The 13290-nt window shown below is 67.4% G+C and carries 9 protein-coding genes and 1 tRNA gene; 2 read left to right on the forward strand and 8 right to left on the reverse strand.

Annotation, left to right across the window (positions count from 1 at the left end; all coding sequences use genetic code 11):
* Window positions 1-161 precede the first annotated feature (161 nt).
* The 5 genes from EDD93_RS11615 to EDD93_RS11635 form a co-directional block, all read right to left on the reverse strand.
* The gene (locus EDD93_RS11615; RefSeq protein WP_123525082.1) at window positions 162-545 is read right to left on the reverse strand and encodes a hypothetical protein; all 384 of its coding nucleotides are present in this window, start codon (window positions 543-545) and stop codon (window positions 162-164) included.
* Window positions 542-5281 carry a putative T7SS-secreted protein gene (locus EDD93_RS11620; RefSeq protein WP_123525083.1) on the reverse strand — a complete coding sequence of 1580 codons (4740 nt, stop codon included), beginning with the start codon at window positions 5279-5281 and terminating at the stop codon, window positions 542-544. Before EDD93_RS11620 ends, EDD93_RS11615 begins: the two co-directional genes overlap by 4 nt.
* Before the next feature lie 3 nt (window positions 5282-5284).
* Window positions 5285-5932, reverse strand: coding sequence for a hypothetical protein (locus tag EDD93_RS11625; protein WP_123525084.1), 648 nt, complete (start codon window positions 5930-5932; stop codon window positions 5285-5287).
* Between the two features lie 3 nt (window positions 5933-5935).
* Window positions 5936-6379: a hypothetical protein gene (locus tag EDD93_RS11630; protein ID WP_123525085.1), complete on the reverse strand. Its 444-nt coding sequence runs from the start codon at window positions 6377-6379 to the stop codon at window positions 5936-5938.
* Between the two features lie 268 nt (window positions 6380-6647).
* Window positions 6648-6721 (reverse strand) — tRNA-Gly (locus EDD93_RS11635).
* 489 nt (window positions 6722-7210) lie between these two features.
* On the opposite strand from EDD93_RS11635, the gene dcd reads away from it, so the two are divergent.
* Together dcd and EDD93_RS11645 are read left to right on the forward strand one after the other, a co-directional pair.
* A complete protein-coding gene (gene dcd, locus EDD93_RS11640) occupies window positions 7211-7786 on the forward strand; it encodes a dCTP deaminase (protein WP_073733490.1) in 576 nt (191 codons plus the stop codon).
* A gap of 6 nt (window positions 7787-7792) precedes the next feature.
* Complete coding sequence (locus tag EDD93_RS11645; RefSeq protein ID WP_123525086.1) at window positions 7793-8293, forward strand: phosphoribosyltransferase; 501 nt, start codon at window positions 7793-7795, stop codon at window positions 8291-8293.
* Between the two features lie 71 nt (window positions 8294-8364).
* Here EDD93_RS11645 and EDD93_RS11650 read toward each other — a convergent pair whose 3' ends face one another.
* From EDD93_RS11650 to EDD93_RS11660, 3 genes are all read right to left on the reverse strand, one after another.
* Window positions 8365-9387 (reverse strand): Yip1 family protein, encoded by a 1023-nt coding sequence (locus EDD93_RS11650; protein WP_123525087.1) that lies wholly within the window; start codon window positions 9385-9387, stop codon window positions 8365-8367.
* Window positions 9388-9516: 129 nt separating this feature from the next.
* Window positions 9517-10656, reverse strand: a complete 1140-nt coding sequence (locus EDD93_RS11655) for a VCBS repeat-containing protein (protein WP_123525088.1) — start codon at window positions 10654-10656, stop codon at window positions 9517-9519.
* Window positions 10657-10910: 254 nt separating this feature from the next.
* Window positions 10911-13178, reverse strand: a complete 2268-nt coding sequence (locus EDD93_RS11660; protein WP_123525089.1) for a (Fe-S)-binding protein — start codon at window positions 13176-13178, stop codon at window positions 10911-10913.
* Between the last annotated feature and the right edge of the window lie 112 nt (window positions 13179-13290).

The raw sequence follows: 13290 nt of genomic DNA on the forward strand, positions 1-13290 counted from the left end.
CACTTCCACCTGCAGACCGCCACGCGACCTGCCGTTCAGGTGTCGGCATCCGGGGGCGCCTCACTCCGCCGCCCTTCCCAGGAGGCCGGCGGCTCGGCTTGCGGCTACCGAGGGCGGGCTTGCCGAGAGGGGGACACGATCGGGAAGCGCGGCCTGCCCACTCATTCGGGCTCGGATGACCCTAGAAGCTGGATACCTCCCTTCCACGGCAGTTCGTCCTCGAAGTTACACGCCGCAACGGCTTGCGCCTCTACACCCCACAACGCCTCGAGAATGCGTGAGACGATCTCCACCGCAACCGCCTCCCCGTCTTGCGTCGTCGGTTCCGTCTCGACCTGTACAGGCCACCGGACAAAGTCGTTCGACGGAGCTTCGTCGTCCCGTGCATCAGGGTTCCGGCGCACCTCGACTTCAACGTCGCCCACCGTCAGCGCGCGCCGCTCGAAGGTTCCCTTGAAGACGCCGCCAAGAAGGATTTGAGTATCGGCGACCGTAATTCCAGCGACCATGATCCTGCAGTAAGAGTATCGGCTCATGGTGTTCACGGGACCCGAATGAAGGGAGGGTTGTCAAATGGTCCGCCCCTGCGAATGATAGACAGGTCGACCTCCATCCCCAGTTGTGCTTCCAGCGCCTTTCGCAAGCCGCGCAGGCCGGCTTCTCCTGCTTGGATCTTCCCGGTTTCCATGGCGTGCAACATTGTTCGCTCCTTAGCGCTTTCGGGGTTGGGCTTGCCGAAGCGTTCCCCGATCAGTTCGTCGAACTTGCCGGAGTCGACGCGGATCGCGAAGTCGATGTCAGACGTCGGACGGGCTGTTCCGCCGGCTCGGCTGCCTTGGACGACCATGTCATCGCCGTAGTGACCCGCCCCCTCACGCAACATCCTGGCGGCCTCGTCAAAGGACTCTTGGGAGACGCCTTGCGGCGGACCCGGCCGATAGGGCGACAGGCCAAGGGGGTCGCTCCAGGTGTGGGGGTTGTGGACATATGCTGTCGGATTGGGGGCGGGGGACAGCCCCAGAGGGTCGGGAGTAAGGTATCGGGCCGTCTGAGGGTCGTAGTACCGGTGGTGATTGTAGTTGAGGCCGGTTTCGGGATCATAGTACTGGCCTGGGAATCTGAGTGGGGTGTAGGTGGAGGCCCCGGAGTTCCAAGTCGTGGTCCCCCAAAGGGTGCTGCGGGAATACCAGGCGATGTGTCCCTGCTCATCGACAAGTTCGGTGGGAGCTCCGACTAAGTCGGTGGCGATCGCGAAAAAGCGTTCGTCCACTTCAAGTTGAGAAGCGGTATCGATTCGTCGTTCCGTCTGACTGACTGGAGTCAGCCCTCGGTGGTCCCAGGTTAAAGTCACTGGAAATGGCAGTCGGCCGGACTGGACGGTGGTCTGCTCGACCAGGACGGTTCCGTCCCAGGTAAAGGTGGTTTGTTCGGCTACCGTGACGCCGTCGTCAGCGATGCGTTCCTTTCGGGTGCGGCGGCCGAGAGGGTCGTAGCGATAGCGCCACCTGACGCCGTCAGGGGTCGTTACGGCAGTGAGCTGGTTGCTGGCGTTGTAGGTGTAGTGCCAGGTGGCGGGTTTCTTGGACAAGCGGGTTTTGGTACGCGCCACCATGCGGCCCGCAGCGTCGTGCTCGTATCGGTTGCGGCCGGCTCGCAGGACCCGGGTGCCGGTGTATAGGCGCTCACCTGATGTGTCGTTTCCCGCGTGGTGTTCGGGCCAGTCAGCGAACGTTTGGTTGCCCAGAGCATCGTAGGCGTAGCTTTCGGCCCAGTCGGTGGCGGTGACCGCAGTGACCTGGCCTGAAGTGTCGAGTTCAAAGCGAGACGGACCGCGGAGTGCGTCGTGCCATCCCGTGAGATAGCCGTCTTCTTGGTACGTGTAGGAGCGGCGATTCAGTGTGCGCGCGCCACTGGCGAGATGCTGGGAGGAGAGGCGACCAGCTTCGTCCCAGGCAAAGGCCAGAGTGAGGTTGTCGCCGACGGAGCGTATCCGTTCACGGCCGGCCGCGTCGTGTGTGAAGGCGATGCGGTGTCTGCCGGCGGTCAGGCCGGTGGCGCGGCTGACGGCGTCGTACGAGTAGGTGGTCACCTGGCCGCTAGGTGTTGTGCGTTGAGTGCGGCGGCCTAGAGCGTCGTACGCGTACGTGGTGACGTGTCCGTCGGCGAGCTCTGTCTTGACCCGGCCACAACGATCGTAACTGTAGGCCACCTCGCTGCCTGGGCCGACCGCGTGGCTAAGCCGCCCGGCCTGGTCGTAGGCGAACGCTGTCACTTCGCCTGCGGCGTCTCTGTGAGTCATTCGTCCGAGCTCGTCACGCTCGTACGTGATGGTCTCGCCCAACGGTGTTGTCCGGGCCGTCATCTGTCCGGCTTGATCAATGGTGTAAGTGAGCGTGCGGTCGTCGAAGTCCTCCTCGGAGACAAGACGGCCTGCGTGGTCGTAGACGTAGGACCATGTTTGGCCTTGAGGGTTGACGACCTCAGTGAGGCGTAACTGCGAGTCGTGGGTGAACTCGTGACGGCGGCCGTCGGGTTCGACACGGGCTGCCAGAAGGTCGAAGTCGGCGTACTCGAAAGCTGTGGTCCGGCCCATCGCATCGGTGTGACCGATGAGGTTGCCTTCGCCGTCCCAGTTCCATGATTCCGTGTTGCCGTCCGGGCCCGTGCGTTTGGCGAGCTGGCCGTCGACGGTCCACTCGAGGATGGTGGGCAACCCCAGCGGGTCTGTGATGAGAACAGGGCGACCGAAGGCGTCGCGCCGGTACTGGGTGGTGCCGTTAAGCGGGTCGGCTACCTCAAGCGGAAGCCCGGCAGAATCGCAGTGGACTCTGGTCACGCCACCGAGTGCGTCGGTGACGGAGGTGAGATGGCCGCGGGCGTCGTAGGCGTAGTACGTGGTGTGGCCGGCCGGGTCGGTGAGTGCTGTCCGGTTGCCGTGCTCGTCGAACTCCTGGTGCCAACAGGATTCGTCCGGCCCGGAAAACGCCGTCGGTCTCGCCAATGCGGTGTGCGTAGTGTGGAATTGGCTGCCGTCGGCGAGGATCACGTGAGCCAGTCGTCCGTCCTCGTCGTACCTGAAGGTGGTGGTGCGCCCGAGCGGGTCGGTGCGGGTGAGCTGATTGCCCCAGGCGTCGTAGCTGAAGCCGGTTCTGTGGCCCAGTGGGTCCGTTATGGCCAGAACTCGGCACCCGTCGTCGATCAGGTAGCAGGTGGTGCGACCGTCCGGGGTGGTCAATGTTGTCGTGCGGTGGCCGGTGGTGGAGTCCGGTTCGCCGTATGCGAGGCTGACTTGCAGATGGCCAGCTCCACCGCCTTCGGCTGACACTCGGTCCTGATTGTCGTAGGCGTATTCGTAGCTGCGGTTGTTGGAGTCGATCCACATGGTGAGGCGCCGGCGGTTGTCGTACTCGAAGGTGATAGTTCCGCCGGACGGCCTGGTGACGGTGGCGAGGTTGCCATTCGTATAGCTGTAGTTCCTCACGGAGTGGACGACGCCGTGAGCTTCGAGTGCCAGGCAAGTGACGCGGTTCTCCACCACTGTCAGGGTGAGGTGGTGGCCGGCAGAGTGGACCAGGGCCAGGGGCGTGCCGTCGTCGGTGCGGTCGAAGGCGATGGTGTTGTCATTGCGGTCGCTGATTTCGGCGAGCCAGGCGAGACCGTCTTCTCCTGGTTCCGCCCCACGTGGGGCGTCGAAGTGGCGTATGAGGCCGGTGTCTGGGTCGGTGATGGTGTAGTCGCCGGTCTGGTCACGGTTGAGGACGGTGTGTGAGGTACCGGTCTCGGGGCGGGTGGGCAGGCCGGGTGCGGGGTGGGGGTAGGTGATGAGGCGGCCGTCGTCGGTGACGTGGATGACGCCGTTGGCGTCGATCTCCAGGCGTTCGTCGACGGTGGAGGACCAGGAGGGTCCGAAGAAGCGGCCCGCTGTGTAACCGGATTCGGTGCGCCGGGTGAAGGCGAGCGGCAGTACGCCGGGCAGGACGACATCTGTCTGGGGCAGGAACATGCGGCCGGAGGCGAGGTCGACGGGGTCGGTGCCACCGGTGGGGCGTTTGGCGTCGGGGCGGTCGTGGGTGCCTCGGGGGGCGTCGTCCACCAGGCGGCGGGCCTTGTTCGCGTCCTGTGCGAGGTCTGCGAGTTCCTTGGCGGTTCTGGCGCCCTTGACCGCAGCTCCGCCGCCTCCGGTGGCGGCGGTGAGGACGAGGTCGGGGACGAGGCGGCCGAGCCCTTCGGCCGGGTCCTTCATGAACTCGGTGACCATCTGCTTGCCTGCGCCCGCAGGGTCGTTGGCGACCTGGACGAGTCCGGCGGCGGTGTTGTTCAGCGAGAGGGCGTACTCGGCGGGGTGGGTGAGGTTGTACGCGTCCATCGGGTTGACGCTGCGCACGAAGTTGAGCATTCCGGCGGTGCCCTTGGCGATCCCGCCGACGAAGTGGGTGCCCGCCAAGTTGAACTCGGAGACTCCGCTCACGGCCTGCTCGGCGTAGGTGGGTTTCTTCGGTGCGGTGTCCCGGGCGGCCGTCACCAGGGTGCGGGCGGTCTCGCCGGCGGTGTTGCGCTGTTTTCTGGCCTCGGTGAGGAGCTGCTGTGCTTCTTCCATCTGGGCCTTGCCGGGGTCCTTGAACTCCCCGGGGCGCGGGGGCAGCATGGCCGGGTCGCGTTTGTCGGAGGGGAGGGCGTTGTACTTGTCGACGGCCTTGTTGTAGGTGTCGCACCGGTCCTTGTGGGCGTCCATGGCCTCCTCGGACGCCTTGGTGCCCGCCTTCCACTGGTCGATCGCCAGCTGGGCCTGGCCCTGGGCCCATTGGACCGTTCCGGCGAACGACTCCAGTGCGCCTGCGGCCTTCTCGAAGGCGTCGGCGGCTTTGAACCACTTCGGCGGCTCGATGGATACCGAGTCCCGGAAAGCGTCCGCGGTCTTGCCCTTGAGTGTGGAGGCGTCGAGCCCTTTGAGTCCTCCGCCGACCTTGTCGAACGCGCCCTGGAGTGCTTTGAGGTGGGCGGCGGAGGAGCGGAGCCCGGAGGGGCTGCCGTAGATCAGCTTCGTCTTGTCCTCGGTCTGCCCGAGGTCCATCTCGTCGACCTCGGCGCCCATCCGGTTGGCGACCGAACGCGACTGTTCTCGCACCCAGTCCGCACCGGACTCCCAGCCGACGTCATCCAGCCGGTCGGCCGTCCAGTTCCCGACGTCCTCGACCCGGTCGCCGACCCACTTGGTCCCGTCCTCGACCGCGTCCTCAACGACGTCCGGAGTGAGGTCGCTGACAATGTCCCCGATGCCCATGGATCAGTTCCCCCCGTTGCCTTGCTGCTGTTGCCGGGCACGTTCCTCGGGCGAGGGACCGAACGTCTCGTCCACGCCCCGGTCGAAGGTCTCCTGATCGACCCCGAGGAAACGGTTCATCATGTCGGTGTGCCGGCCGCCGCTCCCCTCGGTCAGCAGCGCCCGCCCGGTGTCCTTCCAGGTCTGGTCTGCCTCGTTCTTCGCCCGCTCGGCCGATTCCAGGCTGTAGTCGGGGTTGAGGTAGTCCGGAGTGAACACATCACCCCAGCCCTGCTTGATGACGTCGTCCTCGGACGCGTTCGGATTGCCGACACCGGAATTGACCACGACTTTCAGCGTGCCCTTGATGTACTGGTCCTCCTCCCAAAGGACCCCGGCGGACAAGCCCAGCGCCGCCGCGATGGTGTTGGCGTCCTGGACCAGAGCCCGCACGCCCCACTCCCACCGCTCGCAGAAGTCCTCGAAATCCACCGACAACCCGTAGTAGCCGACCGCCATCCCGGTCATCGACAGGTCCGACAGCCCCTTGCCCAGAAGCGCACCGGTGCCGGTGCCGACCTCCTTCAGCTCGGTCACCACTGCCCGCAGACCACTGGTGATCTGCTGGACACTCGCCGGATCTACGTTGAGATCCGCCGCGTCGCCGCTCATCGCTCACGCTCCTCCGCCGGGGCCTACCCCGCCGACCGCAGCTTCCCCGTCGACGGCGACCGCGTCCGGCACGATGCCCGTCACCGGCGGGAAGAACATCGACCCGTCCGGATCAGCGATATTCACCGCGAGCCCCGCGGGCACTCCCATCGCTGGAATGACCTCGTCCAACAGCCGAGCGCCCCGCAGCTCCGCGAACTCCCACACCCGTCCGCCGGCATCGGGATCGTGCAGAGCACCCCGCGCCTGCGCGAAACGGGCCAGCGCCGCCTCGTCAGTAAACCCGCACACCCAGCGGACCCCGCCGAGCTCAGCGGCCCACAACCCACCACCATCGACGGGCACCAGCACCAACGCCCGACGCAACTCACCCAGCATCGCGCGCGGATCACCGCCACCAACCCGCTGCTCCGCTATCCGCTCCGACAGCGCTGTTCCCTCAGCCACGGATCCCCCGTTCCTAGCCGCCGATCGGTCCCGGACAGCGTAGGACAGCACCCACAGCACGAACCGGCAGCTCCGGCCACAGTGACTGATTCCGGCCGGTGGAAGACGTGAAGTGGCTCGGAGTACGGGGCCCACCCGGCGGAGCAAGGCCGACTCGCGCGCGGGAGGCGCGCATGGGGTCGCACGCAGAAGCTGGTGAAGCACCTGGGAGAACTCGTACGGCCTGGACAACAAACAAGGCCCTGGTCTCCGACCAGGGCCTTCGTCATGGAGCGGGTGACGAGAATCGAACTCGCGCTCTGAGCTTGGGAAGCTCATGTTCTACCATTAAACTACACCCGCGTAGCGCACTGGCTGACCAGCGACGCATCGTTCCACACTGTACCCCATGGCGGGTCTCTCCCTGTGTCGTGCCCTGGTTCCGGGCTGGGTGGGGTGTGTTGTGTCGAGGGGTGGATGCGGTTGGGTGGGGCGGGAGTTGGGGGCGTAGCGTGAGTTGTCGGAGTGCCGCGTGGAGTGGCGTCCCGTTCATCCCCTAATGTGGCTTTCTCGTCCACGGCTTGATGGGGAAGGGACTTGATGGAGTCCATGGAGCGCACCGTCGTCCGCTGTGCCGAAGGGCACGTTTTCGCTACCGCCTCGTTCCCGATGCAGCAGCTCGGGTCCGGGCGGATCGGTCCCGGGCGGCTCATCCGCTGTCCTCGTTGCGCCCGGTTGCGGCATGCCGTGCCGGTGGGGTTCGAGGAGCGGTAGGGCTTCCGGGAGCGTGGTGACAGGCGCGCGGGGCGGCCCGATGTGGGTGGGTCCGCGCGTTCTGCGTATCCTCGGTGGGTGCTTCTCTCAGACAAGGACATCCGGGCCGAGATCGACGCCGGACGCGTACGTATTGATCCGTTCGATACGTCGATGGTGCAGCCGTCGAGCATCGATGTGCGGCTCGACCGCTATTTCCGGGTGTTCGAGAACCACCGCTACCCGCATATCGATCCGGCCGTCGAGCAGGTCGATCTCACCCGCACCGTCGAGCCGGACGGGGACGAGGCGTTCATCCTCCACCCCGGTGAGTTCGTGCTCGCCTCGACGTACGAGGTCATCTCGCTGCCCGACGATCTCGCGTCGCGGCTGGAGGGCAAGAGCTCGCTCGGCCGGCTCGGGCTGGTGACGCATTCGACGGCCGGGTTCATCGACCCGGGGTTCTCCGGGCACGTGACGCTGGAGCTGTCGAACCTGGCGACGCTGCCGATAAAGCTCTGGCCCGGGATGAAGATCGGCCAGCTGTGCATGTTCCGGCTGACCTCTCCGTCGGAGTTTCCGTACGGCTCCGAGCGGTACGGGTCGCGATACCAGGGGCAGCGCGGTCCGACCGCATCGCGGTCCTTCATGAATTTCCACCGGACGCAGGTGTGATGACCGATGGGCGATGACGTGCGGGAGAACCTGACGTACGACGGCTTCGGGCGCGCCGTGCGGGAGCTGGCGCAGGCCGTGGCCGATGACGGGTACGAGCCGGATGTGGTGCTGAGCATCGCGCGTGGCGGGGTTTTCGTCGCGGGCGGCCTGGCGTACGCGCTGGACTGCAAGAACATCCACCTGGTCAACGTGGAGTTCTACACCGGGGTGGGCACCACCTTGGAGATGCCCGTCATGCTGGCACCGGTGCCGAACGCCATCGATTTCTCGGACAAGAAGGTCCTGATCGCCGACGATGTCGCCGACACCGGGAAGACCCTGAAGCTGGTCCGTGACTTCTGTATCGATCACGTCGCCGAGGTGCGGTCCGCCGTCATCTACGAGAAGTCGCATTCGCTGGTGAAGTGCGAGTACGTGTGGAAGAAGACCGATCGCTGGATCAACTTCCCGTGGAGTGTGGAGAAGCCCGTCGTGCGGCGCAGCGGGCAGGTTCTCGACGCCTGAGGCGGTGCGGAGACCGAGCCGAAAAGACCCCCGGGCCTGGCGGCTCCGGGGGTCTTTTCGGCTCGGTCGGGTCAGATCGTGCCCAGCTTGAGGATCGACACCAGCGCGATCAGCTGGATCGCGCTCGCGCCCAGCGCCTTCGGCCACGGCAGGTCGTGGGACTTGCTCACCATGGACGTGAGCAGGGCCGCCGCGGCCAGCCAGGTCAGCCAGCCGAGGATCTGGACCAGGGAGTTCTCGCCGCCCAGGAACAGGGCGAAGATCAGGCGGGGGGCGTCCGTGATCGACATGATCAGCATGGAGAGGCCCACCGTCGGCTGCCAGGCCCCGTCGCCGCCCAGCTGTCGGGCCAGCGAGTGGGTGACGGCGCCGAGCACCAGGCCGCCGATCACGAAGCCCAGGCCCGTGATGATGACGTAGGGGATGGCGTTGCCGACCGGGGCGCTGATCGCGTCGTCGCGGGCCTGGTCGAAGCCGAAGAGGGCCAGCAGGCCGTAGAGGAACGTGACGATGAGCGCCGGGCCCCAGACGGGGTAGTCGCGCATCTGCCAGAACGTCGGGGCGGGGCGCGTCACGATGCCGCTCAGCAGCTGCTTCCAGTGCAGGCGCGGGCCCGACGGCTGGACGGGGGCCTGGCCGGCGCGGTAGGTGTTCCCGTCGCCGTAGGGGTCCTCGTTGATGCTGAAGGCCTGCGTGTGGCCCGGGTTGTTCGCGTACGGGTCGCCCTGGTGCGGTTGCTGGGGCTGCTGCGAGTGGTGTGGTTGCTGGGGGTACGGGTCGGTGAAGTACTCCGGCTCGTCCGCTCCGCCGCCGCCCTGGTACCCGCCGCCCTGGTAGCCACCGTTGCCCTGGTGGCCGCCATTGCCTTGGCGGCCGCCGCCCTGGGGGTATCCGCCGTTGTTCTGGCCGCCTCCGTTGTAGCCGCCCTGGTAGCCGCCGTTGTTGCGCGGGGCGCCGTTTCCTCCCGTCGGCGGCCATTGCTGCTGTCCGTACGGCGGCGGTGCCTGACTGCCGTACGGCTGCTGCCGCGGTTGCTGCTGCGCTTGCTGCGGGGTGCGGTTGTCCCGGCCGCGTCCGATCCTGAATCCAGCCACGTAATCGAACGTACCTGGTCCGTCCGGGGTGGGTGGGAGGGGCGGGGGAACTTGGCTGCCTTTGACGCTCAGCTGTGACATCCCCTAAGGGAACCCTGGGGGGTTGTCCGCAGTGGGCCGGAGCCGTCGTCAGCCCGCGTTGAACAGCGCGCTGGTGAACGTGATCAGCGGGCGGTCCGGGGCGGCCGCCGGGTACAGGGCGATCAGGTCGGCGCTCTCGCCCCGGTGGGTGCGGACCACCGTGTCCGGCTTGCTGTCGCCGTCGAAGTCCGCGTTCCGGATGAGCAGGGTCGTTTCCGCGGAGGCGGTGGCCGAGGCGGAGGTCTTGCCCGGGTTCCTCGGCAGGGGTGCTTCCGGGAGCTTCCCGGCGGGGGCCCTGAAGCGGTACGCGCCACCGGGCCGCCCCGGTCCGTCGGGGCTGCCGAGCAGCAGCGTGCCCTTTGCCGCCGTACCGGGCTCGTGGGGGCGGGCGGCGTACACCAGGTCGTCGTAGCCGTCGCCGTTCGCGTCCGCCCGGGGATCGGGGGGCGACAGGGCCGGGCCCGCGCCGGGAATGGTGCCGCCGGCGGCGTGCGGGCGGCCGGCGCGGGTGAACGGGCCGCGCAGGAAGCTGAGCCGGCCCGCGCTCGCCGTCACGGCCAGGTCGGGCTTCTTGTCCCCGTCGAAGTCGCCGCAGACGGGGTGGTCGGGCCACTCGTTGCCGAAGCGGGCCCGGTCCGGGATGCGCAGCGCGACCGCCTTACCGGTGAGGCCCGCCGGGGAGCCGAACAGGATCTGCAGCGGTACGGGCGGGCGGCCGATGCCGTTGTACGGGGGGTCGGTGGCCACGACCAGATCGGTGAAGCCGTCCTGGTCCAGGTCGCACGAGGCCTCCGCGTCGAACGCCGAGGGGAGCGTGTCGCCGATCTTGGCGGCGTTCGCGTGCGCGCTCAGCAGCTGTCGGGTCGACGGGTCCAGGCCCCGGGAGGCGGAGCCGTAGACGATGCCGATGCCCGCGTCGTCGCCGTGCGCGTCGGACGCGGGCTTCACCAGGTGGTTGAGGACGAGGTCGCGGTGGCCGTCGCCGTTGAAGTCGTCGGGGATGTGGCTGCCGTCGCCGCGCGGGACCCCGTGGCGCTGCGCACCCGCCAGGCCGGACAGGGCGGTGGGCGGGGCGTCGCCGTTCTTGCCCGGCCCGGGGTCCTGGGCGCCCGCGCAGGCCGCCAGGAGGAGGGCGCAGGCGCAGCCGGCCGCGGCGGTGACCGTCGGCCTTGCGATACGTATCCGCACTGGAGTGCTCCGTCCCTCGGCTCTCGTCTGTCCCGTACGATCCGCGTGCCCTGTGCTCCTCGGACGTCCCGTGCGCTCCGCGTGCCCTGCGCGCCTTGGACGTCCCGTGTGCCTCGGAGGCCCTGTGCGCCCCGCGCGCCTCGTACGTCTTGGACGCCCCACATGATGCGTCACCGGGGCGGGAAAGCAGAAGCGGCCGGTCCTGCCCCCGAGGCAGGTCCGGCCGCTGCTGCGCCGCGCGGGCGCGGTTCCGGTTACTTCACCGGTTCCGGCTCCGGCGCGTCCGCCGTTTCCGGCTCGCCCGCCGGGTCGGCAGGGGTCTTCACGGAGTCGAGCAGCAGCTGCGAGACGTCGACCACCTGGATCGACTCCTTCGCCTGGCCGTCGTTCTTCTTGCCGTTGACCGAGTCGGTCAGCATGACCAGGCAGAACGGGCAGGCCGTGGAGACGATGTCCGGGTTGAGGGACAGGGCCTCGTCGACGCGCTCGTTGTTGACGCGCTTGCCGATCCGCTCCTCCATCCACATCCGGGCGCCGCCGGCGCCGCAGCAGAAGCCGCGCTCCTTGTGGCGGTGCATCTCCTCGTTCCGCAGACCCGGGACCTTCGCGATGATCTCGCGCGGGGGCGTGTAGATCTTGTTGTGACGGCCCAGGTAGCAGGGGTCGTGATACGTGATCAGACCCTCGACCGGCGTCACCGGGATCAGCTTGCCCTCGTCCACCAGGTGCTGGAGCAGCTGCGTGTGGTGGATGACCTCGTACTCGCCGCCGAGCTGCGGGTACTCGTTGGCGATGGTGTTGAAGCAGTGCGGGCAGGTCGCGACGATCTTCTTCGTCGCCTTCGCCTTCTTCGTCGAGTCGTCCTCGTCGTCCTCGCCGAAGGCCATGTTCAGCATCGCGACGTTCTCCTGGCCGAGCTGCTGGAACAGCGGCTCGTTGCCCAGGCGGCGGGCGGAGTCACCCGTGCACTTCTCGTCGCCGCCCATGATCGCGAACTTGACGCCCGCGATGTGCAGCAGCTCCGCGAAGGCCTTGGTGGTCTTCTTCGCCCGGTCCTCCAGGGCGCCGGCGCAGCCGACCCAGTAGAGGTAGTCGACCTCGGTGAGGTCCTCGACGTCCTTGCCGACGATCGGGACCTCGAAGTCGACCTCCTTGGTCCACTCGACGCGCTGCTTCTTGGCCAGCCCCCAGGGGTTGCCCTTCTTCTCCAGGTTCTTGAGCATCGTGCCCGCCTCGGACGGGAACGCGGACTCGATCATCACCTGGTAGCGGCGCATGTCGACGATGTGGTCGATGTGCTCGATGTCGACCGGGCACTGCTCCACGCACGCGCCGCAGGTGGTGCAGGACCAGAGCACGTCCGGGTCGATGACGCCGTTCTCCTCGGCGGTGCCGATGAGGGGGCGCTCGGCCTCCGCGAGGGCGGCCGCGGGGACGTCCTTCAGGGCCTCGGCCGAAGCCTTCTCGTTGCCCTCCATGTCCTTGCCGCCGCCGGCCAGCAGGTAGGGGGCCTTGGCGTGCGCGTGGTCGCGCAGGGACATGATCAGGAGCTTGGGGGACAGCGGCTTGCCGGTGTTCCAGGCGGGGCACTGCGACTGGCAGCGGCCGCACTCCGTGCAGGTGGAGAAGTCGAGGATGCCCTTCCAGGAGAACTGCTCGACCTGGGAGACGCCGAAGGTGTCGTCCTCGCCCGGGTCCTCCCAGTCGATCGCCTTGCCGCCCGAGGTCATCGGCTGCAGCGCGCCGAGTGCGACGTCGCCCTCCGCGTTCCGCTTGAACCAGATGTTCGGGAAGGCGAGGAAGCGGTGCCAGGCGACACCCATGTTGGTGTTGAGCGCGACCGTGATCATCCAGATCAGCGAGACGCCGATCTTGATCATCGCGGTGAGGTAGATGAGGTTCTGCAGCGTGCCGAGCGCGAGTCCCTTGAAGGCGAGGACCAGCGGGTACGAGACGAAGTACGCGGCCTCGTAGCCGTCGACGTGGTGGATCGCGCCCTCGAGGCCGCGCAGGGTCAGGATCGCCAGGCCGATGACGAGGATGACGTACTCGACGAAGTACGCCTGCCAGGCCTTCGAGCCCGCGAACCGGGACTTGCGGCCGGCCCGGGAGGGCAGGTTCAGCAGCCGGATGGCGATCAGCACGAGAATGCCGACCGTCGTCATCAGGCCGATGAACTCGATGTACAGCTCGAACGGCAGCCATTCACCGATGATCGGCAGCACCCAGTCGGCCTTGAAGAGCTGTCCGTACGCCTGGAGCAGCGTCGGCGGCAGCGTCAGGAAGCCGATGGCGACGAACCAGTGCGCGAAGCCGACGATCCCCCACCGGTTCATCCGGGTGTGGCCGAGGAACTCCTTGACCAGGGTGATCGTGCGCTGTTTCGGGTTGTCGGTGCGACTGCCGGCCGGGACCGGCTGTCCGAGCGTGACGAACCGGTAGATCTGCGCGACGGCTCGGGCGATGAGCGCAACGCCGACCACGGTCAGCACCAGCGACACGATGATCGCGGCGAGTTGCATTGGGGGCTCCTCGGGCCTGCGAGGGTGGGTTCCAGCGTTTACTGGCGAATGCTTACTGGCGAGTACGGGGACTGCCGGGGACTACTAAGCAGTAACTTAATCAGTCTGTGCT

The sequence above is a fragment of the Streptomyces sp. 840.1 genome (assembly GCF_003751445.1).
In the GTDB taxonomy this organism is placed as follows: domain Bacteria; phylum Actinomycetota; class Actinomycetes; order Streptomycetales; family Streptomycetaceae; genus Streptomyces.